Source organism: Phenylobacterium sp. (genome assembly GCF_031984885.1).
Taxonomy (GTDB): Bacteria; Pseudomonadota; Alphaproteobacteria; order Caulobacterales; family Caulobacteraceae; genus Phenylobacterium.
On the sequence record NZ_DAMABV010000002.1, the window covers coordinates 380,143 to 406,014 of the forward strand.

Below are 25,872 nucleotides of genomic sequence, written 5' to 3' on the forward strand. Positions count from 1 at the left end.
TCCTAGGCTCGGCGGGAAATCAGGCCGTCGATGACGGCGACGATGTCTTCGGGGCAGTCCTCCTGCAGGAAGTGGCCGCCGTGCAGGGTCACGTGCGGCTGCCCGCGGGCGCCGGGCACGCGGGCCTGGAACGGCGCCTCGCCCCCCTTGGTGATCGGATCGCCGTCGCTGAAGGCGGTGACCAGCGGCCGCTCGAAACGCTCCAGCGTCTTCCAGGCTTCGATGTTCTCGGCGACCGAGGCGTGCTCGGGCGTCACCGGCACGAGGGCCGGGAACTGCCGGGCGCCTTCCTTGTAGCTCTCGTCCGGGTACGGGGCGTCATAGGCGGCGACTTCCTCGGGCGACAGGTCGCGCGCCGCGCCGCCGTTGACCAGCATGCCGATGGGCATCTGCGGCACAGACTGGCTGAAGGCGAGCCAGGCCTTGAAGCCGTCGGTCATGCCGCCGCCGGTCGGCAGGCCGGTATTGGCGACGACCACGCCGGCGAAGCGTTCGGGGAACGCCGCCACCAGCCGCAGCCCGATCAGCCCGCCCCAGTCCTGGCAGAACAGGGTCAGGTCCTTGAGGTCGAGCGCCGTCAGCCACTGGCTCATCCAGGCGACGTGCCGCTCGTAGGTGTAGTCGGCGCGGTCGGCGGGCTTGTCGGAGCGGCCAAAGCCGATCAGGTCGGGGGCGATGATCCGCCGCCCCTTGGCGACCAGGCCGGCGATGACCTTGCGGTAGAGATAGGCCCAGGACGGCTCGCCGTGCATCAGCAGGACGGGGGCCCCGTCGCGCGGCCCTTCGTCGACATAGTGCAGGCGCAGGCGCGCGCCGCCGGCGTCCGTCAACTCGTGGTAGCGCGGCGCGTAGGGCCAGTCGGGCAGGCCGGCGAAACGCTCGTCCGGGGTTCTCAAGACCTGCATCCCATCCTCCGCCGCGCATTGAGCGCTGGTCATTTCCGAAACTAGTGACATTATGCGTGTCATTATATTCGGGATCGGTCAAGGCGGGGACAGGCGATGTCGCGAGGATGGAAGATCGGGTTGGCGCTCGCCGCGGCGGTCGGGCTGGCGGGAGGGCTCGCATGGACCGCGCGGGGTCCGATCGCCGTGGCGGCGATGGAGCGGATCTATGACCGGGCGATGGAGGCCGATCCCTACCGCGACCTGCCGGACGGCTTGCACGTGGGGCTTTGCGGCTCGGGCTCGCCGATGCCCGATCCGACCCGCGCGGGCCCCTGCACGGTCGTCCTGGCCGGGGGCCAGCTATTCGTGATCGACGCCGGAGCGGGGGGGACGAAGAACCTCAGCCTGATGAACCTGCCGCCGGCCAGGGTCGATGCGATCCTCCTGACCCACGTGCATTCCGACCATATCGACGACCTCGGCGAACTGATGCTGCAGCGCTGGGCGAGCGGCGCGCGGACGGCGCCGGTCCCGGTCTATGGCCCGACCGGCGTGGAGACGGTGCTGGCCGGCTTCCAGGAGGCCTATCGGATCGACCGCGGCTTTCGCGTCGCCCACCACGGCGAGAAGGTCACCCCGACCAGCGGCTTCGGCGGCGTCGCCCACCCCTTCGCCGCGCCGAGGGAGGGGCCCGACGTGGTGCTGATCGACACGCCGGACCTGAAGGTGACGGCCTTCCCGGTGGAGCATGAGCCGGTCGAGCCGGCGGTGGGCTACAAGTTCGTCTACAAGGGGCGCAGCGTGGTGATCAGCGGCGACACCGCCGCGTCCAGGCGGGTCGAGGCGGCCTCGAAAGGCGTCGACGTGCTGGTGCACGAGGGGCTGGCGCCGAACCTGGTGGAGATCCAGAACAAGGCCGCGACCGCCCATGGCCGGACCAACCTGGCCGCGATCACCCACGACATCCTGTCCTATCACACGCCGCCGGAGGAGGCGGCGCGGATCGCCGAGCGGGCCGGCGCGCGCTACCTGCTGTTCACCCACGTCATCCCGCCGCTGCCGATGCGCGCCCTGGAGGGACCGTTCCTGGGCGACTCGCGCAAGCTTTTCTCCGGCGAGATCCGGGTCGGGCACGACGGCGACCTGATCACCTTGCCCGCGGGCGGCGACGCCATCAGTTACAGCAACAGGCTGACCATCTTCCGATAGGAGGCAGGCGTTCCATGAAAGACCCCATCGCCCTGTCCGGCGCGCCGGGCTCGCCCTACACCCGCAAGATGCTGGCGGTGCTGCGCTACCGACGCATCCCCTACCGGTTCCTGCCGCCCTCGGGGCCGGCGCTGGCCGGGCTGCCACAGCCGAAGGTCTCGCTGCTGCCGACCTTCTATCTGCCCGACGAGAACGGCGAACTGGCGGCCGTCACCGACTCCAGCCCGATCATCCGGCGGCTGGAGCGCGAGCATGAAGGGCGCAGCCTGATCCCGTCCGACCCGGCCCTGGCCTTCATCGACGAACTGATCGAGGACTATGCCGACGAGTGGCTGACCAAGGCCATGTTCCACTATCGCTGGTCCTATGAGGCCGACATCGCCAAGGCCGCGGCCATGCTGCCGTGCTGGCGGGGCTTCTGCATCCCCGACGAGGACCTGGCCGAACGCGGCCGGATGGTCGCCGACCGCCAGATCGGGCGCCTGCGCTATGTGGGTTCGAACGCGGTGACCGGACCGGTGATCGAGGCCAGCTACCGCCGGTTCCTGATCGCCTTCGAAGACCACCTGCGCCATTGGCCCTACCTGCTGGGCGCCCGCCCGGCGGCCTGCGACTTCGCGGTGTTCGGCCAACTGACCCAACTGGCCGAGTTCGATCCGACGCCGACGGCCCTGACGCTCCAGATCGCGCCGCGGGTGAGCGCCTGGGTCGGGCTGATGGAGGACCAGTCGGGCGTCGAGCCGGGCGAGGACGACTGGATCAGCGTCGCCGACCCGCCGCCGACCTTGATGGCGCTGCTGGCCGAGATCGGCCGGGTCTATCCGCCGGTCATGCTGGCCAACGCCGCCGCGGTGATGGCCGGCGCCGACGAGGTGCAGGCGCGCGTCGACGGCCAGGCCTGGACCCAGCAGCCGTTCCCGTATCAGGCCAAGTGCCTGCGCTGGCTGCGCGCGGCGCATGGCGGCCTGGGCGAAGCCGAACGCGCGCATGTCGATCGCCTGCTCGCCGGAAGCGGCTGCGAGGCGCTGTTCGCCGCTGGAGCTTGAGCCCGGCTGGCCTTAGTCAGGGAGCGAGCATGACGGCGTGAGGCGAGGCGGCGTGGAACGGGCGATCAAGGCGGCGCCGGACGGGGACGGGCGGCGGCGGCGCGGACAGGACAACCGCGCCCGGATCGTCGCGGCCATGCTGGAGATCATCCACGGCGGCGAGCTTTCGCCCGGCGCCGAACAGGTGGCCGAACGGGCCGATGTGGGCCTGCGCACCGTGTTCCGGCACTTCAAGGACATGGACAGCCTCTATTCCGAGATGTCCGAGGTGATCGAGGCCGAGATGCGCGGCATCGCCGGCCAGCCCTTCAAGACCGACGACCCGCGCGAGCGGGTGATCGAACTGGTCGAGCGGCGCGCGGCGGTGTTCGAGAAGATCGGTCCGTTCAAGCGCGCGTCCGACGCCCTGCGCCATCGCTCCCGCTTCCTCGACAACGACAACGACCGGCTGGTCCGGGCGCTGCGGGATATCCTCCAGCGCGAGGCGCCGCCCGAGATCGCCGGCGATCCGCTCCGCTTCGAGGCCCTCGATCTGCTGCTGAGCTGGGAGAGCTGGGCGCGGCTGCGGCGCGAGCAGGGGCTGGCCCCCGATCGCGCGCGCCAGGTGCTCGAGAGCGCCGTGCGGACCCTGCTCGGCTAGCGGGCAGGACCTTGGCCGGCTGCTAGCCTCCCGCCGCCTCGACCAGGCGGCGGACGCCGGGGGTGACCATGATGATCAGGTCGGCGGGCGGGCGTTTGCCGAAGAAGGAGAAGATCGGCCTGGCGGAGGCGGCTTCGAAGGCGTCGGCGCGGTCGAGGACGACTTTCGCGCGGGCGGCGGTCTCGGGCGCGAGCGGCTTGCCGGTCTCCAGCGCGTCGAGGGCCAGGAGGCCGACGGCGGCCATCTCGGCGATGTCGGCGGAGATCGGCAGGGCCTCGCGCACGGCGGGATGATCCTGGGCGATGGCGACGACGCGCCGGTGGTTGGCGTTCCAGACCTCGAAGTCGGCGCGGACGGCGGCGCGGGCTGCGGCCTCGCCGGACGCGGCGCGCTCGGCGCGGGCCAGGAAAGCGCGGGCGGCGAGGCTGTCGACCGGGGCGGCGTCGGCCATGGCGGTCAGGTTCTGCACGATCTTCTTGCCGGCGATGGCGGCGGGGACGCGCTTGTCATGGGCCATGTTGCGGACCGGGCCGACGAGGTCGAGCAGGACCAGCAGCGGCTCCGACGCGCCGGGCGCCAGGCGCGAGGCCATGCGGGCGCGGGCGGCCTGATCCTGGAGACCGAGGCGGCGCAGGCGGTCCTGCTGGACGGCGAGGCGGGCGTACATGTCGCCGGTGTCGCGCACCTCGCGCGGCGACCAGAAGCGCTCGGCCAGAGCGGCGGCGCGCGGCCAGAGGCGGTTGTCGAGCATTTCGTCGGTGACGAGCTCGGCCCAGATCGGAGCTTCGCCGCCGAGCACCAGGGCCTCCTGCTCGGGAGTGAGCGGGGCCATCGGCTGGACCACCACGCCGTCGGTGACGAAGCGGCCGACCAGCGGGTGCAGCTTGCGGGCGGCGTCTGCGTCCGCCGGGCTCATGCCGGCGGCGGAGGTGTCGAGCGGGTCGAAGCCGTAGTGGAACTGCGCGGTGTTCAGGAGGTCGAGATAGTAGCCGGCCGAGACGATGGTCCGGTGCCCGAGCGCGGTGGCCCGCGCGGTGGCGTTGGAGGTGCGCCAAGCCTGGACCACGATGTCGCGCGGCAGGGTTCCGGTGTCGATGATCTCCTCCCAGCCGACCACGATCTTGCCGCGGCGGGTCAGGGCCTGGTGGATGCGGCGGTGGAAATGGGCCTCGACCTGCGCCTTGGTCGTCAGGCCCTCGGTCTTCATCAGCGCCTCGACCTGCGGATCGCCGGCCCAGGCATCGTCGCCGACCTCGTCGCCGCCGATGTGGAAATAGGCGTCGGGGAAGAGGCCGGCCATCTCGTCGAACAGCCGGGTGACGAAGCGATAGGCAGCCTCGGAGGCCGGATTGAGCACCTGGGCGCCCGCGGCCGGCGCGCCCGCCGGGTTCGAGGCGAGCTCGGGATAGGCCAGCGTCATGGCCCGGGCGTGGCCGGGCACGTCGAACTCGGGGACCACGCGCACGCCGCGGTCGGCGGCGTAGGCGATCAGGTCGCGGATCTGAGCTTGGGTGTAGAACTGGCCGTGGCCGGCGACCTCGTGCAGGCGCGGGTAGCGGCGGCTCTCGACGCGGAAGGCCTCGTTGTCGCTGAGGTGCAGGTGCAGGACGTTGAGCTTGACCTGCTCCATGGCGTCGATCTGGCGCCTGAGGGTCTCGATCGACATGAAGTGGCGGGCGGTGTCGATCGTCACCCCGCGCCAGGCGAAGCGCGGCCTGTCGTCGATGGCGACGGCGGGCAGGGCGGCGGCGCCGTCGGGGCCGGTCTCGATGAGCTGGCGCAGGGTGGCCAGGCCGCGCAGCACGCCGATGGGGCCGTCGGCGTCGAGCTTCACGCCCTCGCCCGTGACCTGCAGGCGATAGGCCTCGCGGGCCTCGAGGCTCAGGGCGCCCGGGTCGGCGGCGGCGCAGGCGATCTCCAGCCGGGGGCCGGCGGCGGCGAAGGTCTCGACGCCGGTGAGGCGGCCGAGGTCGCGCTGGAAGCGCTCGGCGGCGCGCTCGAGCATGGGCTCGCGGCAGCCGGTCCAGGCGATGGCGAAGCGGCCGGGGAGCGCGAGCGAGCCTTCGCTTTCCCTCACCGATTGCGGCAGCGGCGTCAGGGCGACGGCGGCGGCCGCGCTGGGGCCGAGCAGGGCGAGCGTGCAGGCGGCGGCGAGGGCGGCGACGGGACGGAGCGGCATGACGGCCTCTTGCGAAAAAGATCCTGGCGGCGGGCGCGGGGAGCGTCCGCCGCCAGGCGGTCCGGGGGCATGTCCGGACCAGGAGCGGCGTGGCGGGGGAAGGCCCGCCAAGCCGCCTCAGGGGGTTAGTAGTTGGCGGTGAACCGGACCCCGAAGTAGCGGGTGTTGTCGCGGCTGATCCCGGTGCGGGTGCGGATCACCGTGCCGGCGGGCGGCAGGAAGATCCCCAGCGTGGTGCCGTAGGTCTCGGCGCTCTCCTCGAACAGGTTGTTGACCAGCAGGTCGAGCTTGTAGGTCCCGTTCGTGAAGCTGACGCCGGCGTCGACGAAGGTGGTGGCGGCGAGGTTCTTGGCCGGATCGCCCAGCAGGTCGGTATTGGACTTGCTCTGCGCGCGGACCGTGCCGTTCAGCACGATGTCGTAGTCGCCCAGCGCCTCGCGGAAGGTGTAGGCGCCGCTGAGCGTGCCGCGCCATTCGGGGGCGCTGGCCAGGCGATGGCCGGCCAGGTCGCGCTGCACGGGGCGTGCGGTGGTCTCGCCCGGCACCACGATGGTCACGCAGCCCTCGGCCGCCGTCTGGCCGGTGTAGCAGGGGGCGTAGGGGAAGGATTCGATCTTGGCGTCGGTGTAGGAGACCGCGCCGTTGAGGCGGAAGTTCTCGGTGACCACGGCGGCGGCCGAGAGCTCCACCCCGCGGGTGCGCACCTCGCCGACCGAGGCCAGCTTCAGCACCGGGATCGTGTTGGCCTGGGTGGCGTCGTAGAGGATCGTCTGGAGCTGGTAGTTCTCGTAGCGGCTGTCGAAATAGTTGGCGTTCAGCGTCATGCGCCGGTCGAACCATTCGGTCTTCAGGCCCGCCTCGACGGCCTTGACCTTCTCCGGATCGAGGGTGCTGAGCGTGCCGGCCATGGCCACGGTGTTGTCCTCGGCGTCGTAGACCGGCCCCTGCGAGGCCTTGCCGTATGTGACATAGGCCATGACGTTGTCGGTCAGGTGGTACTGGACCGAGGCGTCGTAGTTCACGTAGTCGCCGCTGTCGTCGCCCTTGCTGACGATCAGGTCGTTGATCTTCGGGAACGGGATGGTGACGCCGTTCTCCAGCCGGCGGCTGGTGGCCTCGATCGGGTTGAAGACCCAGGTGTAGTCGACCTTGTCCTTCTCGTAGCGCAGGCCGCCCATGATGGTGAGCTTGTCGGTGACGTTGTAGGAGGCGTGGCCGAAGACGGCGAAGGCCTCCTGGCCGAACACCCGATGCCAGTCCACCGGCAGCAGGAAGCGGGTGTAGTCGTAGGTGTTCTCGGTCTTCGAATAGAAGGCGCCGACGACGTACTGCAGGTCGGTGTCGACGGGGGAGGCGAGGCGAACCTCCTGGGTGATGTAGTTCGTCTTGTTGTAGATGTGCGCGAAGCCGTCGAAGTCGGGCCGCATGGCCATGTTGACCAGGGTGCTCGCGGTCAGGTCGGTGGTGGCCGGATTGGTCTCGCGCAGGAACGAGGTGATCGAGGTCAGGGTGTTTCCGCCCAGCTCGTAGTCGATGCGCAGCACGCCGCCGTCGTCCATGGTGCGGCTCTTGGAATCCCGCGGCGAGACGAAGCCGTCGAGGTCGAAGGAGAGCGGGGCCGGGCGCAGCACCGAATAGGGCCGGGGCGGGTTGTTGAAGTCGTAGGGCGTGAAGATCTGCGAGGTCGGGACCGACGAATAGCCGAGGATGAGGGCGCCCAGGCCCTGCTCGACGGCGTTCCGCTGCTGGTGGAAGCCGGTCAGGGTGATGGTCAGGTCCTCGGTCGGGGTCAGCTCCAGCTTGCCGCGCACGCCGTTGACCTCGGCATAGGTGTCGGTTCCGGTGGTCAGGTTGGTCAGCACGCCCTTGGTGTGGCGCGAATAGGCCGAGACGCTGAACGCCGCCCAGTCGTTGATCGGGCCCGAGACGTAGCCGCCGAACTGGCGCTCGCCGTCGTCGGTGACCATGGCGGTGGCGAAGCCGGTCCAGGTCCGGGAGGGCGAGCGGGTCACTAGGTTGATCAGGCCGCCGGTGGCGTTGCGGCCCGAGAGCGTGCCCTGCGGCCCGGGCAGGACCTCGACGCGCTCGATGTCGATGAGGTTGTTGGCCAGGGTGGCGCGCGAGGGCTGGGGCACGTCGTCGAGGGTGACGCCGACCTTGTTCTCGGCCCCGATGCTGGAAGCCGAGGTGGCCACGCCGCGGATGGAGAGGCCGGTCCCGGAGATCGACGGCACCAGCTTACGCAGGTCGGAAATCTCGGTGACGTTGTTCTGGGCCAGTTCGCCGGCGCCGACGACCTGGACGGGCTTGGGAATGTCCTGGACGTTCTCGGCCCGCTTCTGGGCGGTGACGACCAGTTCGGCCAGCATGCCCGGTTCGTTCGACTGGGCGGCGGCGGCGGTGGCGACGGCGCCCAGGACCAGGCTGGTGGTCGCGAGCAGGCTGATGCGTGCGGATCTGTGCATGTGTGGTTTCCCCCGGTTCTTCTTGTTCTGGCGCCGATCGGCGCCGGCTTGGTCGTGTGGTGTAATCGATGTCATCACCGGCCGGCAGCATGGGCTCTGTGCTGTGGCGGCTGATGAGCGTGGCTTTACTTGGCGAGCCGCGGTGCGGGCGGAGCCGTGGTCTGGAGTGTCTGAACGCGCCCCGATGCCCCGGAGTCGCCGCAACCTAATTCTGGAACTTACATCCGGTCAATACCGCATGTAAGTTGAGCTCGACCATGAACCTTGCCGAGGATCGGCGCGTGCGCGGATGATGTCCGCCCGCCGCCCCGGCCGCCGCGCCCGAGAATCAACGATGAGCGAACGCCCGCCCCGCCTGACCCAAGCCGAGCGCACCGCCAGGACGCGGGCCAAGGTGCTGGCCACCGCGATCGACTGCCTGCACAACGAGGGCTATGCGGCGACCACCACCTCGCTGGTGGCGCAGCGGTCGGGGAGCCGCGGCGCGATGCTGCACCAGTACCCGACCCGCGCCGACCTGATGCTGGCCGTGGTGGAGGCCGCCTTCGAGGAGGAGATGGACCTCTACGACCAGCGGTTCGGCGCCATCGCCGACCCGAAGGAGCGGGTGTTCGCGATCCCCGAGGCGGTGTGGGAGACGCTGAGCCGGCCGGCGGGGGTGGCGGTGCTGGAGATCCTGCAGGGCTCGCGCAGCGATCCGGCGATGACCGAGCGCCTGGCCCCGGTGCTGGCGCGGATTTCCAGGGAATCGCGCAAGCGGCTGATGAAATGGTTCGACCTGGACTACGTCGCCGCGCCGCCGGAGATGCGGCTGATCGTCTGGGCGGTGCGCGGGCTGTCGATCTCGCAGGTGCTGGAGCCCGACGTCGGCGACGTGCGCGACTCGATCCTGCTGCTGCGGCGGCTGATGGAAACGCTGCATGGGGGGAAGACGTCATGAGAAGCCTGATCGTCGCGCTGGGCCTGCTGGCCGGCGTAGCGGGGGCCGCGCAGGCCCAGCCTGTCGGCATGGTCGCCGATCCATGCCCGCCGCTCGCCGCGCCCGATCCGCTGGGCGTGGAGATCGCGCAGGCGATGGTCGCCGACGTGCCGTTCCCGCCGGCGCTGCTGGCCAAGGCCATGGACCCGGCGCGCGGGGCGGCCGCCGAAAAGGCCAAGGCCGAGAAGGCGGCCAGCGACTGGGCCGACCTCTGCCGCTATCGCCCGGAGAACGCCGCGGCCCAGGGCGTCGAGACGGTGTTCATGGGCGACTCGATCACCGAGCTTTGGATGGTCGCCGACCCGGGCTTCTTCAGCGCCGCGCGGGTCGATCGCGGGATCAGCGGCCAGACCAGCGCGCAGATGCTGCTGCGCTTCATGCCCGACGTCGTCGCCCTGAGGCCGAAGGTGGTGCACATCCTGGCCGGAACCAACGACGTGGCCGGCAATACGGGGCCGAACCGACCCGAGGATTTCAAGAACAATATCAGCGCGATGGCGGACATTGCTGATGCGAACCGGATCGCGGTGGTGATCGGCGCGATCCCGCCGGCCGACCGCTTCCTGTGGCGGGGCGAGCTGAAGCCGGCGGCGCAGATCGTCGAGCTCAACGCCTGGCTGAAGGCGTTCGCGGCGGCGCGCGGCTACGCCTTCGCCGACTACCACGCGGCGATGGCGACGCCGGCCGGGGCGATGGCGCCGGCCTTCAGCAAGGACTTCGTGCATCCCAACCGCGCCGGCTACGCCGTGATGCGCCAGGTCGCCGAGCAGGCCCTGGACGAAGCGCGGCGGCGCGGGCCAAGAAGGGCGTCGGGAGGAACCAGGCCATGAAGATGAGGTTCGCGGCGATCGCCGCCCTGGCCGCGCTGTCGGTCGGGACCGCCTGCGGCGCGCAACTGCTGCCCAAGGACACCGAGGTGTGGACGCCGGAGCCGCCGGTGGTCGCGCCCGGGGCCGGGACGGGCGCCGCGCCGGCCGACGCGCTAGTGCTGTTCGACGGTAGGGACCTCTCCGAATGGGTGGCGACCAAGGACAAGTCGCCTGCCGCCTGGACGCTCGCCGACGGCGTGCTGACCGTGAACAAGGCGGCCGGCAACATCGAGACCCGGCGCAGCTTCGGCGACTACCAGCTCCACATCGAATGGCGCATCCCCGAGGACATCACCGGGTCGGGGCAGGCGCGCGGCAACAGCGGGCTCTTCCTGGCCTCCACCGGCGGCGGCGACGCCGGCTACGAGCTGCAGATCCTCGATTCCTACCAGAACCCGACCTATGTGAACGGCCAGGCCGCCAGCCTCTACAAGCAGCATCCGCCGCTGGCCAACGCCAGCCGCAAGCCGGGCGAGTGGCAGACCTATGACGTCATCTGGCGCGCGCCGGTGTTCGGGGCCGACGGGGCGCTGGTCGCGCCGGCGCGGGCCACGGTGCTGCACAACGGCGTGCTGGTGCAGGACAATGCGGTCCTGGCCGGCGAGACGGTGTTCATCGGCAAGCCCAGGTACAAGGCGCACGGCAAGTCGCCGATCAAGCTGCAGGCCCACCGCGACCCCAGCGAGCCGATCAGCTTCCGCAACATCTGGGTGCGGGAGCTGGCGCCGGCGCGGTGAGGGGCGCCGCCGCTAGCCGCGCAGGATCTTCTCCATCGCCTTGCCCCGGGCGAGCTCGTCGATGAGCTTGTCCAGGTATCGGATCTCGCGCATGAGCGGGTCGGCGATGTCTTCGACCCGGACGCCGCAGATCACGCCCTTTATCTCCGCCCGCGCGGGATGCAGCCGGGGCGCCTGGGCGAAGAAGGTCTCGAAGTCCGTCCTGTCGGCGAGGCGGGAGTCGAGCTCCTGCTGGCTGAAGCCGGTCAGCCAGCGGATGATCTCGTCGACCTCGGCCTTGGCGCGGCCCTTCTTCTCGGCCTTGGCGACGTAGTGCGGATAGACGCTGGCGAAGCTGGTCGTATAGATTCGATGCTTGGTCATCACGTCTGCCTCCGTCGGCCCTGCCGGAATGGGGCCCGCGCGGCCCGACATTGGCTTCAGGGCCGAAAGCTGACAGTGCTCTACCGATCAAGCCACGCCAACCGCCCCGGGGGCCATTCATGAAGTTTGACGACGTCATCCTCGGCCGCCGGAGCATCCGTGGCTACAAGCCCGATCCGGTTCCCAGAGCGCTGATCGAGGAAATCATCGGTCTGGCGATGCGGGCGCCGTCGTCGATGAACACCCAGCCCTGGAACTTCTATGTCATCACCGGCGAGCCGTTGGACAAGATCCGCGCCGGCAACACCGAGCGGAACCTGGCGGGCGTGCCGCATTCGCGCGAGTTCCGCACGGGACAGGCCTTTGCTGGGCAACACCGCGACCGGCAGGTCGGCGTCGCCAAGCAACTGTTCTCCGCCATGGGCATCGCCCGCGAGGACAAGGAGATGCGCCAGGACTGGGTGCTGCGCGGCTTTCGCCAGTTCGACGCGCCGGTCTGCGTGATCGTGACCTACGACCGCGTGCTGGACGGCAGCGACGACACGCCCTTCGACTGCGGCGCGGTGACGACCGCCCTGGTCAACGCCGCCTGGTCGCGCGGGCTGGGCACGGTGATCAACAGCCAGGGCATCATGCAGTCGCCGGTGGTGCGCGAGCACGCCGGCATCGCCGACGACCAGGTGATCATGAAGAGCATCGCCCTGGGCTGGCCCGACGAGAGCTTCCCGGCCAACGCGGTGGTGTCGGAGCGCAAGGCGGTGGCCGAGGCGACCGTGTTCGTCGGCTTCGGCGACTAGGGACGACTTCTCGATGACAGCCAATAGCCGCATCGTCCTCTCCAGCGACCACACCGCCATTCAGCTCCGACAGGCGATCGCCGCGCATGTGGCGGCTCAGGGCTGGACGGTGGTCGACATCGGACCGACGACGCCGGAGAGCACGCCCTATCCCGAGCACGGGGCGGCGGCGGCGCGGCTCGTCGCCGCCGGCGACTGCCGGTTCGGGATCATCCTGTGCGGCACCGGCCAGGGCATCATGATGGCGGCGAACAAGATAAGGGGCGTGCGTTGCGGCGTCTGCGCCGACACCTTCTCGGCCCGCATGATCCGCCAGCACAACGACGCCAACATGCTGTCGATCGGCGCGCGCGTGGTCGGCGAAGGGCTGGCGCTCGACATCGTCGATGCGTTCCTGGCCGCCCCGTTCGACGGCGGCCGGCATGCGCCGCGGGTCGAGATGATCGGGGCGCTGGAAGCGTAGCGCCCCGGTCTCCCGGCCCTACTGCGGCAGGGCGAAGGCGATGATCTGGTCGCCGCGCTTGGTGTCGCCCTTGGCGTGGCCGCCGGCGGCGATGACGACGTACTGCCGGCCCTTCCAGACATAGGTCATCGGGGTGGCCTGGCCGCCGGCGGGCAGGCGGCCCTTCCAGAGCTCCTGGCCCGACGCAGCGTCGAACGCGCGCAGGTAGTTGTCCATCGCCGCGCCGATGAAGACGAGGCCGGAAGCGGTGGCGATCGGGCCGCCGATATTGGGCGTGCCGACGCCGCGGATCAGGAATTGCGAGCCGGGCGCCAGGTCGCGGGTCGTGCCCAGCGGCGTGCGCCACAGCACCTTGCCGGTGGTCATGTCGACCGCGGTGAGCACGCCCCATGGCGGCGGGTTGCAGGGCAGGCCGAGCGGCGAGACCAGCAGCTCGCGACGCATGCCGTAGGGCGCGCCGGCCTGGGGGCTGATCTCGACGCCGGGATGGGCCTGTTTCTCGCCGGCCACGCGCTCGGCGGGGATCAGGGTCACCTTGTGCAGGGCCGAGGAGGTGTTGAGGAAGGCGACGCCGCGGCGGGCGTCGAAGGCCAGCCCGCCCCAGTTCGAGCCGCCGCCGGTGAACGGGTAGAGGATCGTCCCCTGGGTGCTGGGCGGGGTGTAGAGGCCCTCGTTGCGGGCGCCGGCGATCAGCTTGCGGCAGGCGTCGCGGTCCCAGGGCGTCAGGCCGAAGGCGTCCTGCGGGCGGATGCGGTTGGGGGCCAGGGGCTCGGGCGCGACGGGGAAGGGCTGGGTCGGGGAGAGCACCTCGCCGACCTCGCCGCCCTGCGGCACGGGGCGCTCCTCGACCGGAATGATCGGCTGGCCGGTTTCGCGGTCGAGGGTGAAGACCAGGCCCTGCTTGGTGGTCTGGATCACCGCCGGGCGGACCGGGCCGCCCTGGTAGCCGAGCATGGCCAGGGTCGGCTGGGCCGGGACGTCGTAGTCCCAGACGTCGTGGTGGGTGGTCTGGAAGGCCCAGACGACCTCGCCGGTGGCGGCCTTGACCGCGACGACCGAGTTGGCGTGGGCGGCGTTTCCCGGCCGCGCCGCGCCGTAGAAGTCCGGGCTGGGGCTGGAGGTGGGCAGGAACACCAGGCCGCGGGCCGGGTCGGTCGACATCGGGGCCCAGACGTTGGCGGCGCCGGCGACGACGCCGGGGCCGGCCGCTTGCAGCGGATCGTAGGTCCAGCGCAGCGCGCCGGTGAGCGCGTCGAAGGCGCGGACCGCGCCGGGGATCTCGCGGACCCGCTGGTTGTCGTCGATGGACGAGCCGACGACCACGACCCCGCCGATCACCACCGGGGCCGAGGTGATCTGGGCGCCGGCCGGACGCGCGAGCTGGGCGCCGGGCATGGCGTCGACCTGTCCGCCCTGGCCGAAGCCCGCGCAGGCCTTGCCGGTGGCGGCGTCGAGGGAGAACAGCCGCCGGTCGTTGGTGGCCATGAAGATGCGCTCGGCGCAGGGCGCGTTCGCCGGGGCGGCGGGATCGCGCCAGTAGGCGACGCCGCGGCAGTTGAAGCTGTTGGGATAGCGCAGCGTGTCGTCGATCTTCGGGTCGAAGGTCCAGAGCGCCTTGCCGTCGCCGGGATCATGGGCGCTGGCGACGTTGAACGGGCTGCACAGGAAAAGCCGCCCGCCGGCCAGGATCGGCGTGGCCTCGAAGGCGGCGCGCTCGACCGCCTCGGCGTGAGTCTGCATGTGGCCGGTGGAATAGGTCCAGGCGACCTTCAGCCCCTTCACGTTGGCCGGGGTGATCTGGGCGGCCGTCGAGAACCGCTGGCCGCCGGCGTCGCCGCCGTAATAGGGCCAGTCGGCCTCCGCGGCCGGGGCGGGCGGCGCCGCGCCAGGGGCGCAGGCGGAAAGGGCGAGGGCGGAAAGGGCCGAGGCGGCGAACGGGAAGCGCTGAATCATGGCCCGATGTTCGCGCCCAGCCTGGCCGTGGAAAGCGCCCTGGGACGAGCGGCGAACGGGACGGGGCGAGCGGTGAGCCTACTCCGGCGAGGCCGGCGCCTGGCGATACCAGGCCAGTTGCTCGCTGGTGGCCAGCAGGCGTCCGTCGCGGGACCAGTAGCTGGAGCGCTCGTCCGAAGCGCCGCCGCCGCCGACGCGGCCCTCGCACTCGATCAGGATGTAGTCGTCGCCGAGCGCGGCCAGTTCCTCGGCGCGGGCGTGCAGATAGGCCGTCAGCGTCAGGGTGGTCGTCATGACGCGCTCGAGCGCGTACATGGCCCGCGGCGCGGAGTTGTCGGTGACCATGGCCAGCAGCGCCTTGTCCCAGGCGCCGTTGCGAGGCCGGACCCAGGCCAGCGAGCGGGAATCGCCGCCGGGCCTGGGCGGGAAGCCGTCCAGGGTCCGCCGCTCGAAGGCCGAGGCCCCGAAATGCGCCGGCCCGGCCGGGTGCTCGGGGCTGGGCAGGGCCTCGGGCGGGGGCGCCTGCGGCAGGCTGGCGAAGGCGAACGGCGGGGTGGGCGGCCGCCGCGCCAGGGTGATCATGCCGTGGACGCCCACGTCCTCGACGCCCTGCGGCCGCAGCTCGACCTCCCAGACGCCGATCGAGCCGCCCTGGCGCAGGCGGCGCGTGCGGACGTCGAGCTCGCCGGGCGGCAGGCCCGCGGCGTAGGTGAGGGGCATGGAGAGGACTTCGCCGGTCGCCTCGGGCTCGGCTTCCAGCGCGCGGACGCAGAGGCCAAGCGCATAGCCGCCCCAGAGGCCGCCGCCGGGATTGCGCCATTCGGGCGCGGCGAACGTGGTCCATCGTCCGGGCGCGGCGGCGCGCAGGGCGATGTCGTAGGCGGGATTGGAAGACGTCGTGGACATGCCGACGTTCTACCGAGCGGGCGCGTCGGCGCAAGAAGCGCCGGTATCGGCGCGACGGTTCCCGGCTAGGCGCGCGCCTCCACGGTGAGGTGGCGCAGTTCGTGGACGGGGATCAGGCGGCGGCGGACCTCGCCGGCGTCCAGGCCGCCGACGACGCTGACGATGGCGGCGTGGGCCTCGGGGCCGACGCGCCAGACGTGCAGGTCGCAGATGCGGGCGTCGCCGGGGCCTTCGAGCAGCTCGCGGATCTCGGCGGCGACATGCTCGTCGGTGGCGTCCAGCAGCACGCGGGCGGTGTCGCGCATCAGGATCCAGGACCAGCGGCCGATCACCACGGCCCCGACCATGCCCATGACCGGATCGAGCCACACCCAGCCGAGCAGGCGCCCCGCCACCAGCGCGGCGATGGCCAGGACCGAGGTCAGGGCGTCGGCCAGGACGTGCATGTAGGCCGAGCGCAGGTTGTTGTCGCCGCTGTGGTGGACGTGGTGGTGGTGATCGTGGGCATGGTGGTGATCGTGGCCGTGGTGATCATGGTCATGGCCGTGATGATGATGGCCGGCGCCCAGCAGAAGGGCGCTGACGATGTTCACCGCCAGGCCGGCGACGGCAACGATGGTCGCTTCGCCGAAGGCGACGGTGGTCGGCTCCAGCAGGCGCTTGACGGATTCCACCCCGATCCCGATGGCGACTACGCCCAGCACCAGGGCCGAGGCGAAACCGGCCAGGTCGCCGACCTTGCCGGTCCCGAAGCTGAACTTGGCGTCGCGGGCGTGCTTGCGGGCATAGGCGTAGGCCGCCGCCGCCACGCCGAGCGCGCCGGCATGGGTGGCCATGTGGAAGCCGTCGGCGAGCAGGGCCATGGAGCCGGTCCAGTAGCCGGCGACGATCTCGGCCGCCATCATCACCGCGGTCAGCCCCACGACCCAGAGGGTGCGCCGGGCGTGGTCGTCGTGGGCCGCGCCGAGGAACACATGGTCGTGCGTGAGGGCGTCGAGATCCGTGGGCGTGGTCATGGGCGGCTCACTTCGAATAGCGGCGGATGGCTTCGATGATTTCCTCGGCGGCCTGGGCGCGGGCGGCGTCGTCCAGGCCCGGCCTGGCGACGTGTTCGCGCAGGTGCGCCTCGACCACCTCGTCCAGCAGGCCGTTGATCGCGCCGCGCGTGGCGGCGACCAGGTGGAGGGTGGCCGCGCAGTCGGCGTGGCCGGCGATGGACCGCTCGATCGCTTCGACCTGGCCGGCGATCCGGCGGACGCGCTTGAGCAGCGCCTCGTTGTGGGAGGAAAGGTGAGCCATAGGATACCCCCCCTATGGTATATGAAGCCCGCTGACAAGGCGGTCGCCGTCCTGAGCCCTCCGGGAGCGCTGAGCTCAGCCCGACAGCCAGCGGAAGGTTCGGGCGATGAACGCCTGGCCGTCCGTCTCGACGGGCGGGGCGTGGGCCATCAGCACGCGCCGGGTCGGCCAGGCGAGGATCCGCTGCAGGGCGGCGCGGGCGTGGCGGCGGCCCACGAAGGCGTTACGGAACTTGCGCGGGACCTGCGGCTCCCCGGCGGTCATCAGGTCCAGCCGGGCGACGAGGGCGCGCCAGCCCGTGAACCAGGCGCGGTCGAAGTGCTGGATCAGGTCGGTGAAGATCGCCGTGCCGCTCTTGCGGTGGAAGAACACGACCTCGGTGGTGATCAGGTTGCCGCGCATCAGCACCTGGTCGATCTCCTCCGCCCACTCGGCGGGCGGCGCGTCGCCCAGGTCGCGGTCGAAGGCCAGGTCCTTGCGCCGCTGGCGCAGCCCGGGCGCGGCATAGAGCCGGGCGGCGGGATAGGCGCCGCGCCACTCGGCCAGGAACAGGTGGTGCAGCGAGTTGGGCGCGATCAGGTATCGCACCTGGCCCAGGGCCTCGACCTCGGCGCGCAGCTCGTCGGAGATTCGGGTGGGCGACCAGAGGAAGAGAGCGCCGCCTTCCAGCCGGATCACCACCATTCGGGTCGGGTAATGAAAGCCGGCCACCGAGGTGACGGGACCGTCGGCCACCCAGATGTCCTCGCCGAACGGCGCCAGCATAGCGGTCATCTCCGCGGCGGGGCGTGGATGAGGATCAGCAGATGGCCGCGGGCCGCGGCGGCGATGGCCGCTGCGAGCGCGCCTATCAGCAGGAACATCGCCGCCTCCGCCAGGGCCGGCGCGAACATGACCAGGTCGGGCGCAGGGCGAACGTTCACCAGTCCCATACACACCTTCATCACCTCGTAGATGGCGCGGACGAAGGCGAGCAGAGGCGCGGCGATGATGATGGCGGACAGATAGGCGAGGGCGCTCTCGCGCCAGGCGCCGCGGCCTCTCGCCACGGCGAGCGCCTGGGCGGCCCAGACGATGATCGTGGCGACGATCGACGCCAGCAGGATCGCAAAGACGATGTGAGCCAGCCAGTCGGAGTGCGTGAAGACCCGCAGCAGGGTCAGGCGTTCTTCGTCGGGAACCAACTGCCGTATCTGGATCATCGAACCCTCTTCGCCTGGATCAGGAAGCGCGAGTAGGTGAACTGCAATGAGCGGCCTGCCTGGAGCTGGTCGTGCAGGGAAACCAGGATGTCGCGGCAGCGCTCCACGTCGAAGTCTGCGATCACCCAGGGGACGGCCTTGAGGAAGTAGACCAGGGCTCCGACGTCCAGGAAGGTCACCGGACCGCGCCATTCCTCGCTTTGTTCGATCTCGCAGCCGAGTGTCGTAAAGTCTTCGAGCGCGCGCGCCAGGGTGTTGCCCGGATATGGCAGGCGCGCGCCGAAGGCGGCAGTCAGATCAGCGAGATTGTCGCCGCCGACCTGCTGGGTGAGGAAGACGCCGCCGGGTTTTAGTATCCGGTGCATCTCGGCGGCCCGGAAGCCGCCGTGACGGTTGAGCACGAGATCGAACGCCCTGTCCACAAACGGCATGCCCGAGCGGGGGTTCGCCTGGAAGACCTTGACGCCGAGCGGCGCCAGCCGGCGCCGGGCGACCGCGAGGTTGGGGACGTAGCCTTCGACCGCCGTGGCTCCCCTGGGGAACGGGGCCAGGGACGCGAACACCTCGCCGCCGCCGGTCGCCACGTCGAGGATGTCGTGGGCTTGGGGCACGGCCGAACGGGCGAGATCGCGATAGGACCAGGGTGGCTCGCTCTCGACCATGCGCCCATCCAGATAGGCGAAGTCCCAGCCTTCGAAAGGCGCCGCAGCGTCCCGCTTCCATTGATCGATCGGGGCGTCCCCAGCCATGAGGGCATAGTGCTGGGCGTGAGGGGGCAGCGCAACGGTGCAGCTAGTCAGTCCCCGTCGGGGGATTTGGGCGAAGGGCGGTGTCGGGTCAGCCCTACCCCGCCGCCGGGGCGGCGGTGCTGGAGCGGATGACCAGGCGGTGGGGGAGCGTCACCTGCTGGAGGGTCGTGGCGCGGCCCGAGAGGATGTCGAGCAGCAGGCGCACGACCTCGTGGCCGATCTCGTCCATCGGCTGGCTGACCGTGGTCAGTTGCGGGGCGAGGTACTCGGCGAAGCGGATGTCGTCGAAGCCGACCAGGGAGACGTCCTGCGGGCAGGACAGGCCTCGGCGGCGGATCGCCTCCAGCGCGCCCATGGCCATCTCGTCGCTGAAGCAGAAGATCGCGGTCGGGCGCAGCGGCCGGGCCAGCAGGGCGTCGGCCTGGTGCAGGCCCGACTCGATGGAGAAGTCGCCGGTGATGACCTGCAGCGCGTCGGCGTGGCCATGGCGCTCGGCGGCGGCGCGGACGCCGGCCAGGCGGTCGACGCTGAGCGGGCTGGCCAGGGGGCCGGTGATCACCCCGACCTGGGTGTGGCCAAGGCCGTAGAGGTGATCCATCACCTCGCTGGCGGCGCGGGTGTTGTCGATGTGGGCGCTGGCCACGCCCAGGTCGGGCGCGAACTCGCAGCCGTTGACGATGGGGGTGCGCGGCCCCATCGCCGCGACCATGTCGACCAGGGTGTCGGGCAGCCGGTGGCCGAGGAAGATCAGGCCGTCGGCCTCCTTGCGGCGGAGCATGGTGGCGTACTGCTCCTCGCGCTCCTCCTGGTGGCGGGTGTCGCCGAGCAGCACCGAGTAGCCGGCCGCGTGGGCGGCCTCCTCGACGCCGCGGATGACCCGCGAGAAGAACGGGTTGGAGATGTCCGGCACGGTGACCAGGATCTTCTCGGTGCGCAGGGTCCGCAGGCTCTTGGCCGCGAAGTTCGGCTCGTAGCCGAGGCGGGCGACCGCCTCCATGACCTTCTGCCGGGTGCCTTCCAATACGAGCTCGGGGGCGCTGAACACCCGGGAAACGGTCGCGGTGGAAACCCCCGCGTCGCGCGCGACATCTTGAATGGTAGGCATCGGCGCGACACTGGCGAGAAGCGCCTTCCATTTCAAGGCGCAGGTTGGCGAACCGGCCCCGCACAATGCAGTTGCCGGGCGTCAGGGCGCCTGTTACGGATGATTTCGATTACATCAGCGCGAGCGGGGGCCGATTCATGGCCGCAAACACCGCCGCGGGGGCCGGTCGGGGAGGGCCAGGAACATGACGGCGAACGTGCGGCTCTTCCTGATGATGGTGCTTCAGCTCGCCATCTGGGGCGCGTGGGTGCCCAAGCTGTTCCCCTACATGACCATGCTGGGCTTTGCGCCATGGCAGCAGTCGCTGGTCGGCAGTTGCTGGGGCGTGGCGGCGCTGGTCGGGATCTTCTTCTCCAACCAGTTCGCCGACCGCAACTTCTCGGCCGAGCGGTTCCTGGCGGCGAGCCACCTGATCGGCGGCCTGGCCCTGGTCGGGGTGGCGTTCTCGACCAGCTTCTGGCCGTTCTTCGCCTGCTACCTGCTCTACAGCCTGCTCTATGTGCCGACCCTGTCGGTGTCGAACTCGATCGCCTTCGCCAACCTGCGCGACCCGGCCGCCGACTTCGGGGCGGTGCGGATGGGCGGCACGGTCGGCTGGGTGCTGGTGAGCTGGCCGTTCGTGTTCCTGCTGGGCGCGCACGCGACCGCAGACCAGGTGCGCTGGATCTTCCTAGTGGCGGCGGCCGTCTCCTTCATCGCGGCGGCCTACTCCCTGACCCTGCCGCATACGCCGCCGCGCAAGGATGCGCCGGGGATCGACAACCTGGCCTGGCGCCGGGCGCTGAAGCTGCTGGGCACGCCGTTCGTGCTGGTGCTGTTCCTGGTCACCTTCATCGATTCGGTGATCCACAACGGCTACTTCGTGGTCTCCGACGCCTTCCTGACCGACCGGGTCGGGATCGCCGGCAACCTTTCCATGGTGGTGCTGAGCCTGGGCCAGGTGGCCGAGATCCTGACCATGTTCCTGCTGGGCCGGGTGCTGATCCGCCTGGGCTGGAAGGTGACGATGATCGTCGGCATCCTGGGCCACGCCGCGCGGTTCGCGGTGTTCGCCCTCTTCGCCGACAGCATCCCGGTGATCGTGGCCGTGCAACTGCTGCACGGGATCTGCTACGCCTTCTTCTTCGCCACCGTGTACATCTTCGTCGACGCGGTGTTCCCCAAGGACGTGCGCTCCAGCGCCCAGGGCCTGTTCAACCTGCTGATCCTGGGGGTCGGCAATGTGGTGGCGAGCTTCCTGTTCCCGGCCCTGATGAGCCGCCTGACCACCACGACGACCGGCGCCGACGGGGTCGCGCAGAGCGCCGTCGACTATCCGGCCCTGTTCATGGTCCCGACCGGCATGGCGCTGGCGGCGGTGGTGCTGCTGGCGCTGTTCTTCCGCCCGCCGACCCGCGGGCCGGTCGCCGCCGAGCCGGCGGGCGAGGACCAGACCCTGACCCGCGAACACAGCGTCGCCGCGCCGCACTGACGGCGCGCGCCCGAGAAGGAGACCTAGGATGACACGAGGATTTCAGCGGCGCAGCGTGCTGGCGGGCCTGGCAGGAATGGGAGCGGTCATGACCGGATATGCGACGAGCGCGAACGCGGCGGGCGGCAAGCCGTTCTTCCAGCGCCACGACCTGCCGATCGGCCTGCAGCTCTATACGCTGGGCCCGGATGCGGCGAAGGACCTGGACGGGACCTTGGCCCAGGTCGCCAAGATCGGCTTCAGGACCATCGAACTGGCAGGCCTGCTGGGCCGCACGGCGGCGGAGATGAAGGCGGCCATGGACCGCGCGGGCCTCGCCTGCACCAGCGCCCACATCCAGGGCCGGCCGATGGGCTCGCAGAGCTTCAGCGGCGACCTCGCCAAGCTGGCCGACGACCTCAACGTGCTGGGCGTGACGTCGGCGGTGATGCCGCTGTTCTACATTCCCGACCGCTTCGAGCTGAAGCCCCAGGCCGGCGAGGACGGCCCGGCCTTCCTGAGCCGGATGGCCGGGCAGATGACCATCGACGACTGGAAGTGGAACGCCGACTTCCTGAACCAGAAGGGCGAGGCGCTGAAGAGCGCCGGCGTCGCGGTCGGCTATCACAACCACAACAACGAGTTCGCGCCGGTGGGCGGCACGACGGGCATGGATATCCTGCTGAAGGAGACCGATCCGTCGCTGGTGACCTTCGAGATGGACGCCGGCTGGGTGACCGCCGCGGGCCAGGACCCGTTCGCGCTGCTGAAGCAGTACAAGGGCCGCTTCACCCTGATGCATGTGAAGGACATCAAGGCGACGACCCAGCCGAACTTCGCGCTGAAGCAGGACCCGACCGAGGTCGGCAGCGGCATGATCGACTGGAAGAAGCTGCTGCCGGCGGCCTACGAGTCCGGCGTGCGCGGGTTCTTCGTCGAGCAGGAGGCGCCCTTCGCCCATCCGCGCATCGAGGCGGCGAAGATCAGCCACGACTACCTGGCGGGCGTGGCGGCCTGATGACGCGTGGAGTTCCCCTGCGGCTGGCCATGGTCGGCGGCGGACCGGGGTCGTTCATCGGCCCGGTGCACAGGATGGCGGCCGAGCTGGACGGCGCCGTCGAACTGACCGCCGGCGCGTTCAGCCGCGACCTGGCCAAGAACGCCCAGGCCGCCCAGGCCTGGGGCGTCGCGCCGGATCGGGCCTATGGCGACTATCGCCAGATGCTGGCGGCGGAAGCCGCGCGCGCCGACGGCGCGCAGCTCGTCGCGGTGGTGACGCCCAACCACCTGCACTTCGAGGTGGCGGCCGCGGCGCTGCAGGCCGGGATGCACGTGATCAGCGACAAGCCCGCGACCCTGAACCTGGCGCAGGCGCAGGAACTGGCGGACGTGGTGGCGGGGTCGGGCCGGCTCTATGGCCTGACCTATGTCTATACGGGTTATCCGATGGTCCGCGAGGCGCGCGAGATCGTCGCCCGCGGCGACCTGGGCGCGGTGCGCAAGGTGATCGTGGAGTACTCGCAGGGCTGGCTGTCGCGGCCGATCGAGCGCGAGGGGGACAAGCAGGCCGGCTGGCGGGCCGATCCGGCCCAGGCGGGCGTGGGCGGCGCCATCGGCGACATCGGGGTGCACGCCTTCAACCTCGCCGAGTTCGTGAGCGGCGCGCGGGTCGAGCGGCTCTGCGCCGACCTGGCGGCGGTGGTGCCCGGCCGGACGCTGGACGACGACTGCAACGTGCTGCTGCGCTTTGCGGGCGGTGCGCGCGGCGTGCTGATCGCCTCGCAGATCTCGGCCGGGGCGCGCAACGGCCTGACCATCAAGGTCTATGGCGAGAAGGGCGGCCTGACCTGGTCGCACGAGCGGCACGCCGAACTGGCCGTCGACTGGCTGGACGGGCCGACCCAGATCCTGCACGCGGCCTCGGGCTATCTGGGCGCGGCGGCGCGGGCCGGATCGCGCATTCCGACCGGCCATCCCGAGGGCTTCATCGAGGCCTTCGCCAACATCTACCGAGACTTTGCGGGCGCGATCGTCGCCGGCGCGCCGGGCGCGGGCCTGGTTCCCGACATCGGCGAAGGCGTGCGCAGCATGGCCTTCGTGGAGCGCGCGGTGGCGGCCAGCGCCGCGGGCGAGGGCTGGGTCGCGCTGCTTGGAGACGCGCAATGAAGACGCTCAAGGGACCCGGGATCTTCCTGGCCCAGTTCATCGGGACCGAGCCGCCGTTCGACAGGCTGGAGACCATGGCCAAATGGGTCGCGTCGATGGGCTATGTCGGCGTGCAGATGCCGACCGGCGGGGCGGGCTCGTTCTTCGACCTGGCGCGCGCCGCCGAGAGCCAGACCTATTGCGACGAGATCGCCGGGGTGCTGGCCGAGCACGGCCTGGTGATCACCGAGCTGTCGACCCACCTGCAGGGCCAGCTCGTCGCGGTGCATCCGGCCTATGACGAACTGTTCGACGGCTTCGCGCCGGCCGAGCTGCGCGGCAAGCCGGCCGAGCGCCAGGCCTGGGCGGTGGAGCAGGTGAAGGCCGGCGCCGTGGCCAGCCGGCGGCTGGGGCTGAAGGCGCACGCGACCTTCTCCGGCGCCCTGGCCTGGCCGTATTTCTATCCCTGGCCGCAGCGGCCGGCGGGCCTGGTGGAGGAAGCCTTCGCCGAGCTGGGCCGCCGCTGGCGCCCGATCCTCGACGCCTACGAGGAGGAGGGGGTCGACCTCTGCTACGAAATCCATCCGGGCGAGGACCTGCACGACGGGGCGACCTTCGAGCGGTTCCTGGACGAGGTCGGCGGCCACAAGAGGGCCAACATCCTCTACGACCCCAGCCACCTGCTGCTGCAGCAGTTGGACTATCTCGGCTACATCGACCGCTATCACGAGCGCATCCGGGCCTTCCATGTGAAGGACGCCGAGTTCCGGCCGGATGCGCGGTCGGGCGTCTATGGCGGCTATCAGGGCTGGGGCGAGCGGCCGGGCCGCTTCCGTTCGCTGGGCGACGGCCAGGTCGACTTCAAGGCGATCTTCTCGAAGATGGCGCAGTACGACTACGACGGCTGGGCGGTGCTGGAGTGGGAGTGCGCGCTCAAGCATCCCGAGGACGGCGCGCGCGAAGGCGCCCAGTTCATCGCCGATCACATCATCCGCGTCACCGAGCGGGCGTTCGACGACTTCGCCGGCAGCGCGCCCGACGCCGGCCGCAACCGGCGCCTGCTCGGCCTGTAAGCCTGGAGTTCACAGCATGAAGTTCGCGATCATCCTGGCCGCGACCCTGGCGGCGAGCGCGGCCTCGGCCGCGCCCTCTGGCGAGGCGGTGTTCAAGCAGCGCTGCGCGGTCTGCCACTCGATCGCGCCGGCCCCCGGCAAGATGGGGCCGCCGCTGGCCGGCGTCGCCGGACGCAAGGCCGGGACGCTGCCGGGCTATGCCTACAGCGCGGCGATGAAGGGCTCGAAGCTGGTCTGGGACGCCGCGGCGCTGGACACCTACCTGAAGGCGCCGGCCAAGAGCGTGCCGGGCACCAAGATGCTGGTCGGCGCGCCCGACGCCGAACAACGGGCGGCCCTGGTGCAGTACCTGGGCACGCTGAAGAACTAGGCGGCGGGCGGCCACGGGCGTCATCCCGGTTTGCGAGATCTGGTGTTCATGGATCCAGGTCTTCGGCCCGCGGCCGAAACCGGGATGACACGCGGATAGAGCCTACCGCAGCTCCTGCACCTCGATATCCTTGAACTCGATCGGGTGGCCCTCGCTCTGCAGGGCGATGTAGCCCTCGGTCCGGGTGTGGGCCTCGAAATAGGGCCTGGCGACGGCGGCGAAGCTGTCGGTCGGGTCGAGCGCGACGTCGGCGTAGCGGTGGACCACCGCGCCGTTGATCTTCTGGGTCACCTCGCCGCTGGGCAGCACCTCCAGCTCCAGGCGGGTCCAGGTCCCGTTCTCGATGGTCGGGGCGGTCTTGGACGGGACGCAATGCTCCTTGGCCTTGACCCCGTCGAAGGTGATGCTGGTTCCGGGCGTGCAGACCGCGCCGGTGGGGCGCGGGGCGTCGCCGTCGCGGCCGAGGATCTGGAACTCCACCGACATCGGGAACGGCTGGGCCAGGGTCATGCTCTGCGGGCTCTGGCTGGCGAACATCACGCCGCTGTTGCTGCGCGCCCAGGCCGGGGTGTCGGGCAGGGCCGGGTCCAGCACCCGGTAGTTCAGCCGCAGGCGATAGGCCTTGAACGGGGTCTTGTAGAACAGGTGGCCGAAGCGGCCGGCGAACCTGCCGTCGTAGCCGGCGTAGGAGACCGCGATGGCGCCGTCCTGGACGACGAAGGTCTGGGCGTGGTTCTCGCCGGCCGGATAGCCGGCGATCTTGGGCGTCCAGCCCTCGAGGCTGGCGCCGTCGAAGATCGGGCGCCACGCGCCGGCCTCGACCGCCCGGGCATGGGCGGGCGCGGCGAGCGACAGGGCGAGGACGGCCAAGGGCGCAAGGCGCGCGGCGGTCAGGCGGCGTGGCGGCATGGAAATGTCAGTCTCCTCCCCAAATCATGTGGACGCGCGTTTTGGCGTTCCCTTGTCTACTTGCAATGTAACCCATT

General features: G+C 70.7%; 26 protein-coding genes. 13 read left to right on the forward strand and 13 right to left on the reverse strand.

What is annotated here, in order from left to right:
* Nucleotides 1-2: 2 nt before the first annotated feature.
* Nucleotides 3-905, reverse strand: coding sequence for a haloalkane dehalogenase (locus RTL41_RS05265; RefSeq protein ID WP_312162064.1), 903 nt, complete (start codon nucleotides 903-905; stop codon nucleotides 3-5).
* Between the two features lie 120 nt (nucleotides 906-1,025).
* On the opposite strand from RTL41_RS05265, the gene RTL41_RS05270 reads away from it, so the two are divergent.
* Genes RTL41_RS05270 through RTL41_RS05280 form a run of 3 tightly spaced genes read left to right on the forward strand, consistent with a single transcriptional unit; the run spans nucleotide 1,026 to nucleotide 3,782 of the window.
* Nucleotides 1,026-2,096 carry an MBL fold metallo-hydrolase gene (locus RTL41_RS05270; RefSeq protein ID WP_312162066.1) on the forward strand — a complete coding sequence of 357 codons (1,071 nt, stop codon included), beginning with the start codon at nucleotides 1,026-1,028 and terminating at the stop codon, nucleotides 2,094-2,096.
* A gap of 14 nt (nucleotides 2,097-2,110) precedes the next feature.
* The gene (locus tag RTL41_RS05275) at nucleotides 2,111-3,142 is read left to right on the forward strand and encodes a glutathione S-transferase N-terminal domain-containing protein (RefSeq protein ID WP_312162069.1); all 1,032 of its coding nucleotides are present in this window, start codon (nucleotides 2,111-2,113) and stop codon (nucleotides 3,140-3,142) included.
* 52 nt (nucleotides 3,143-3,194) lie between these two features.
* Nucleotides 3,195-3,782 carry a TetR/AcrR family transcriptional regulator gene (locus RTL41_RS05280; RefSeq protein WP_312162071.1) on the forward strand — a complete coding sequence of 196 codons (588 nt, stop codon included), beginning with the start codon at nucleotides 3,195-3,197 and terminating at the stop codon, nucleotides 3,780-3,782.
* Between the two features lie 22 nt (nucleotides 3,783-3,804).
* Here RTL41_RS05280 and RTL41_RS05285 read toward each other — a convergent pair whose 3' ends face one another.
* Both RTL41_RS05285 and RTL41_RS05290 read right to left on the reverse strand, forming a co-directional pair.
* On the reverse strand, nucleotides 3,805-5,961 hold the full coding sequence (locus RTL41_RS05285; protein ID WP_312162073.1) for a family 20 glycosylhydrolase: 2,157 nt from the start codon (nucleotides 5,959-5,961) through the stop codon (nucleotides 3,805-3,807).
* 125 nt (nucleotides 5,962-6,086) lie between these two features.
* The gene (locus RTL41_RS05290) at nucleotides 6,087-8,426 is read right to left on the reverse strand and encodes a TonB-dependent receptor (protein ID WP_312162075.1); all 2,340 of its coding nucleotides are present in this window, start codon (nucleotides 8,424-8,426) and stop codon (nucleotides 6,087-6,089) included.
* Nucleotides 8,427-8,760: 334 nt separating this feature from the next.
* Between RTL41_RS05290 and RTL41_RS05295 the strand changes: the two genes are divergently transcribed.
* The 3 genes from RTL41_RS05295 to RTL41_RS05305 are packed head-to-tail and all read left to right on the forward strand — an operon-like array spanning nucleotide 8,761 to nucleotide 11,011.
* Nucleotides 8,761-9,366: a helix-turn-helix domain-containing protein gene (locus RTL41_RS05295; RefSeq protein ID WP_312162077.1), complete on the forward strand. Its 606-nt coding sequence runs from the start codon at nucleotides 8,761-8,763 to the stop codon at nucleotides 9,364-9,366.
* Complete coding sequence (locus RTL41_RS05300) at nucleotides 9,363-10,235, forward strand: GDSL-type esterase/lipase family protein (RefSeq protein WP_312162079.1); 873 nt, start codon at nucleotides 9,363-9,365, stop codon at nucleotides 10,233-10,235. The genes RTL41_RS05295 and RTL41_RS05300 overlap by 4 nt, the downstream gene beginning before the upstream one ends.
* Entirely contained in the window at nucleotides 10,232-11,011 is a 780-nt protein-coding gene (locus RTL41_RS05305; RefSeq protein ID WP_312162081.1) for a DUF1080 domain-containing protein, read from the forward strand. Before RTL41_RS05300 ends, RTL41_RS05305 begins: the two co-directional genes overlap by 4 nt.
* A 12-nt stretch (nucleotides 11,012-11,023) precedes the next feature.
* On the opposite strand, the gene RTL41_RS05310 is transcribed toward RTL41_RS05305, so the two are convergent.
* Nucleotides 11,024-11,374 (reverse strand): DUF2200 domain-containing protein, encoded by a 351-nt coding sequence (locus tag RTL41_RS05310; RefSeq protein ID WP_312162083.1) that lies wholly within the window; start codon nucleotides 11,372-11,374, stop codon nucleotides 11,024-11,026.
* Between the two features lie 119 nt (nucleotides 11,375-11,493).
* Between RTL41_RS05310 and RTL41_RS05315 the strand changes: the two genes are divergently transcribed.
* Both RTL41_RS05315 and rpiB read left to right on the forward strand, forming a co-directional pair.
* Complete coding sequence (locus tag RTL41_RS05315; protein ID WP_312162085.1) at nucleotides 11,494-12,171, forward strand: nitroreductase; 678 nt, start codon at nucleotides 11,494-11,496, stop codon at nucleotides 12,169-12,171.
* Nucleotides 12,172-12,184: 13 nt separating this feature from the next.
* Complete coding sequence (rpiB, locus tag RTL41_RS05320) at nucleotides 12,185-12,634, forward strand: ribose 5-phosphate isomerase B (RefSeq protein WP_312162087.1); 450 nt, start codon at nucleotides 12,185-12,187, stop codon at nucleotides 12,632-12,634.
* An 18-nt stretch (nucleotides 12,635-12,652) separates the two neighbouring features.
* Here rpiB and RTL41_RS05325 read toward each other — a convergent pair whose 3' ends face one another.
* From RTL41_RS05325 to RTL41_RS05360, 8 genes are all read right to left on the reverse strand, one after another.
* Nucleotides 12,653-14,587, reverse strand: a complete 1,935-nt coding sequence (locus RTL41_RS05325; protein WP_312162088.1) for a pyrroloquinoline quinone-dependent dehydrogenase — start codon at nucleotides 14,585-14,587, stop codon at nucleotides 12,653-12,655.
* Between the two features lie 78 nt (nucleotides 14,588-14,665).
* The gene (locus tag RTL41_RS05330) at nucleotides 14,666-15,493 is read right to left on the reverse strand and encodes a thioesterase family protein (RefSeq protein WP_312162090.1); all 828 of its coding nucleotides are present in this window, start codon (nucleotides 15,491-15,493) and stop codon (nucleotides 14,666-14,668) included.
* Between the two features lie 65 nt (nucleotides 15,494-15,558).
* Nucleotides 15,559-16,509, reverse strand: a complete 951-nt coding sequence (gene dmeF, locus RTL41_RS05335; RefSeq protein ID WP_312162092.1) for a CDF family Co(II)/Ni(II) efflux transporter DmeF — start codon at nucleotides 16,507-16,509, stop codon at nucleotides 15,559-15,561.
* A 7-nt stretch (nucleotides 16,510-16,516) separates the two neighbouring features.
* Nucleotides 16,517-16,792: a metal/formaldehyde-sensitive transcriptional repressor gene (locus tag RTL41_RS05340; RefSeq protein WP_312162094.1), complete on the reverse strand. Its 276-nt coding sequence runs from the start codon at nucleotides 16,790-16,792 to the stop codon at nucleotides 16,517-16,519.
* Nucleotides 16,793-16,867: 75 nt separating this feature from the next.
* Nucleotides 16,868-17,557 carry a DUF4336 domain-containing protein gene (locus RTL41_RS05345; protein WP_312162097.1) on the reverse strand — a complete coding sequence of 230 codons (690 nt, stop codon included), beginning with the start codon at nucleotides 17,555-17,557 and terminating at the stop codon, nucleotides 16,868-16,870.
* A 5-nt stretch (nucleotides 17,558-17,562) separates the two neighbouring features.
* Complete coding sequence (locus tag RTL41_RS05350; RefSeq protein ID WP_312162099.1) at nucleotides 17,563-17,994, reverse strand: hypothetical protein; 432 nt, start codon at nucleotides 17,992-17,994, stop codon at nucleotides 17,563-17,565.
* Nucleotides 17,991-18,656: a class I SAM-dependent methyltransferase gene (locus RTL41_RS05355; protein ID WP_312162101.1), complete on the reverse strand. Its 666-nt coding sequence runs from the start codon at nucleotides 18,654-18,656 to the stop codon at nucleotides 17,991-17,993. The genes RTL41_RS05350 and RTL41_RS05355 overlap by 4 nt, the downstream gene beginning before the upstream one ends.
* Nucleotides 18,657-18,837: 181 nt before the next feature.
* Nucleotides 18,838-19,848, reverse strand: a complete 1,011-nt coding sequence (locus tag RTL41_RS05360) for a LacI family DNA-binding transcriptional regulator (RefSeq protein WP_312162102.1) — start codon at nucleotides 19,846-19,848, stop codon at nucleotides 18,838-18,840.
* A 184-nt stretch (nucleotides 19,849-20,032) separates the two neighbouring features.
* On the opposite strand from RTL41_RS05360, the gene RTL41_RS05365 reads away from it, so the two are divergent.
* The 5 genes from RTL41_RS05365 to RTL41_RS05385 are packed head-to-tail and all read left to right on the forward strand — an operon-like array spanning nucleotide 20,033 to nucleotide 24,886.
* On the forward strand, nucleotides 20,033-21,319 hold the full coding sequence (locus RTL41_RS05365) for an MFS transporter (protein ID WP_312162104.1): 1,287 nt from the start codon (nucleotides 20,033-20,035) through the stop codon (nucleotides 21,317-21,319).
* A gap of 28 nt (nucleotides 21,320-21,347) precedes the next feature.
* Nucleotides 21,348-22,316, forward strand: coding sequence for a sugar phosphate isomerase/epimerase (locus tag RTL41_RS05370; protein WP_312162106.1), 969 nt, complete (start codon nucleotides 21,348-21,350; stop codon nucleotides 22,314-22,316).
* Nucleotides 22,316-23,464: a Gfo/Idh/MocA family oxidoreductase gene (locus tag RTL41_RS05375; protein WP_312162108.1), complete on the forward strand. Its 1,149-nt coding sequence runs from the start codon at nucleotides 22,316-22,318 to the stop codon at nucleotides 23,462-23,464. The genes RTL41_RS05370 and RTL41_RS05375 overlap by 1 nt, the downstream gene beginning before the upstream one ends.
* Nucleotides 23,461-24,516 carry a sugar phosphate isomerase/epimerase gene (locus tag RTL41_RS05380; RefSeq protein WP_312162110.1) on the forward strand — a complete coding sequence of 352 codons (1,056 nt, stop codon included), beginning with the start codon at nucleotides 23,461-23,463 and terminating at the stop codon, nucleotides 24,514-24,516. Before RTL41_RS05375 ends, RTL41_RS05380 begins: the two co-directional genes overlap by 4 nt.
* A 16-nt stretch (nucleotides 24,517-24,532) precedes the next feature.
* Entirely contained in the window at nucleotides 24,533-24,886 is a 354-nt protein-coding gene (locus RTL41_RS05385) for a c-type cytochrome (protein ID WP_312162112.1), read from the forward strand.
* 102 nt (nucleotides 24,887-24,988) lie between these two features.
* Here RTL41_RS05385 and RTL41_RS05390 read toward each other — a convergent pair whose 3' ends face one another.
* Nucleotides 24,989-25,795 (reverse strand): DUF1080 domain-containing protein, encoded by an 807-nt coding sequence (locus RTL41_RS05390; protein ID WP_312162114.1) that lies wholly within the window; start codon nucleotides 25,793-25,795, stop codon nucleotides 24,989-24,991.
* Between the last annotated feature and the right edge of the window lie 77 nt (nucleotides 25,796-25,872).

What these genes read in the sequence shown, in the direction of transcription:
- RTL41_RS05295 (WP_312162077.1), top strand. Translation starts at nt 8,761, where the DNA reads ATGAGCGAACGCCCGCCCCGCCTGACCCAAGCCGAGCGCACCGCCAGG.
- RTL41_RS05325 (WP_312162088.1), bottom strand. Translation starts at nt 14,587, where the DNA reads ATGATTCAGCGCTTCCCGTTCGCCGCCTCGGCCCTTTCCGCCCTCGCC.
- RTL41_RS05385 (WP_312162112.1), top strand. Translation starts at nt 24,533, where the DNA reads ATGAAGTTCGCGATCATCCTGGCCGCGACCCTGGCGGCGAGCGCGGCC.
- RTL41_RS05375 (WP_312162108.1), top strand. Translation starts at nt 22,316, where the DNA reads ATGACGCGTGGAGTTCCCCTGCGGCTGGCCATGGTCGGCGGCGGACCG.
- rpiB (WP_312162087.1), top strand. Translation starts at nt 12,185, where the DNA reads ATGACAGCCAATAGCCGCATCGTCCTCTCCAGCGACCACACCGCCATT.
- RTL41_RS05380 (WP_312162110.1), top strand. Translation starts at nt 23,461, where the DNA reads ATGAAGACGCTCAAGGGACCCGGGATCTTCCTGGCCCAGTTCATCGGG.
- RTL41_RS05310 (WP_312162083.1), bottom strand. Translation starts at nt 11,374, where the DNA reads ATGACCAAGCATCGAATCTATACGACCAGCTTCGCCAGCGTCTATCCG.
- RTL41_RS05340 (WP_312162094.1), bottom strand. Translation starts at nt 16,792, where the DNA reads ATGGCTCACCTTTCCTCCCACAACGAGGCGCTGCTCAAGCGCGTCCGC.
- RTL41_RS05360 (WP_312162102.1), bottom strand. Translation starts at nt 19,848, where the DNA reads ATGCCTACCATTCAAGATGTCGCGCGCGACGCGGGGGTTTCCACCGCG.
- RTL41_RS05265 (WP_312162064.1), bottom strand. Translation starts at nt 905, where the DNA reads ATGCAGGTCTTGAGAACCCCGGACGAGCGTTTCGCCGGCCTGCCCGAC.
- RTL41_RS05275 (WP_312162069.1), top strand. Translation starts at nt 2,111, where the DNA reads ATGAAAGACCCCATCGCCCTGTCCGGCGCGCCGGGCTCGCCCTACACC.
- RTL41_RS05365 (WP_312162104.1), top strand. Translation starts at nt 20,033, where the DNA reads ATGACGGCGAACGTGCGGCTCTTCCTGATGATGGTGCTTCAGCTCGCC.
- RTL41_RS05300 (WP_312162079.1), top strand. Translation starts at nt 9,363, where the DNA reads ATGAGAAGCCTGATCGTCGCGCTGGGCCTGCTGGCCGGCGTAGCGGGG.
- RTL41_RS05390 (WP_312162114.1), bottom strand. Translation starts at nt 25,795, where the DNA reads ATGCCGCCACGCCGCCTGACCGCCGCGCGCCTTGCGCCCTTGGCCGTC.
- RTL41_RS05290 (WP_312162075.1), bottom strand. Translation starts at nt 8,426, where the DNA reads ATGCACAGATCCGCACGCATCAGCCTGCTCGCGACCACCAGCCTGGTC.
- RTL41_RS05330 (WP_312162090.1), bottom strand. Translation starts at nt 15,493, where the DNA reads ATGTCCACGACGTCTTCCAATCCCGCCTACGACATCGCCCTGCGCGCC.
- RTL41_RS05345 (WP_312162097.1), bottom strand. Translation starts at nt 17,557, where the DNA reads ATGCTGGCGCCGTTCGGCGAGGACATCTGGGTGGCCGACGGTCCCGTC.
- RTL41_RS05305 (WP_312162081.1), top strand. Translation starts at nt 10,232, where the DNA reads ATGAAGATGAGGTTCGCGGCGATCGCCGCCCTGGCCGCGCTGTCGGTC.
- dmeF (WP_312162092.1), bottom strand. Translation starts at nt 16,509, where the DNA reads ATGACCACGCCCACGGATCTCGACGCCCTCACGCACGACCATGTGTTC.
- RTL41_RS05370 (WP_312162106.1), top strand. Translation starts at nt 21,348, where the DNA reads ATGACACGAGGATTTCAGCGGCGCAGCGTGCTGGCGGGCCTGGCAGGA.
- RTL41_RS05285 (WP_312162073.1), bottom strand. Translation starts at nt 5,961, where the DNA reads ATGCCGCTCCGTCCCGTCGCCGCCCTCGCCGCCGCCTGCACGCTCGCC.
- RTL41_RS05350 (WP_312162099.1), bottom strand. Translation starts at nt 17,994, where the DNA reads ATGATCCAGATACGGCAGTTGGTTCCCGACGAAGAACGCCTGACCCTG.
- RTL41_RS05355 (WP_312162101.1), bottom strand. Translation starts at nt 18,656, where the DNA reads ATGGTCGAGAGCGAGCCACCCTGGTCCTATCGCGATCTCGCCCGTTCG.
- RTL41_RS05315 (WP_312162085.1), top strand. Translation starts at nt 11,494, where the DNA reads ATGAAGTTTGACGACGTCATCCTCGGCCGCCGGAGCATCCGTGGCTAC.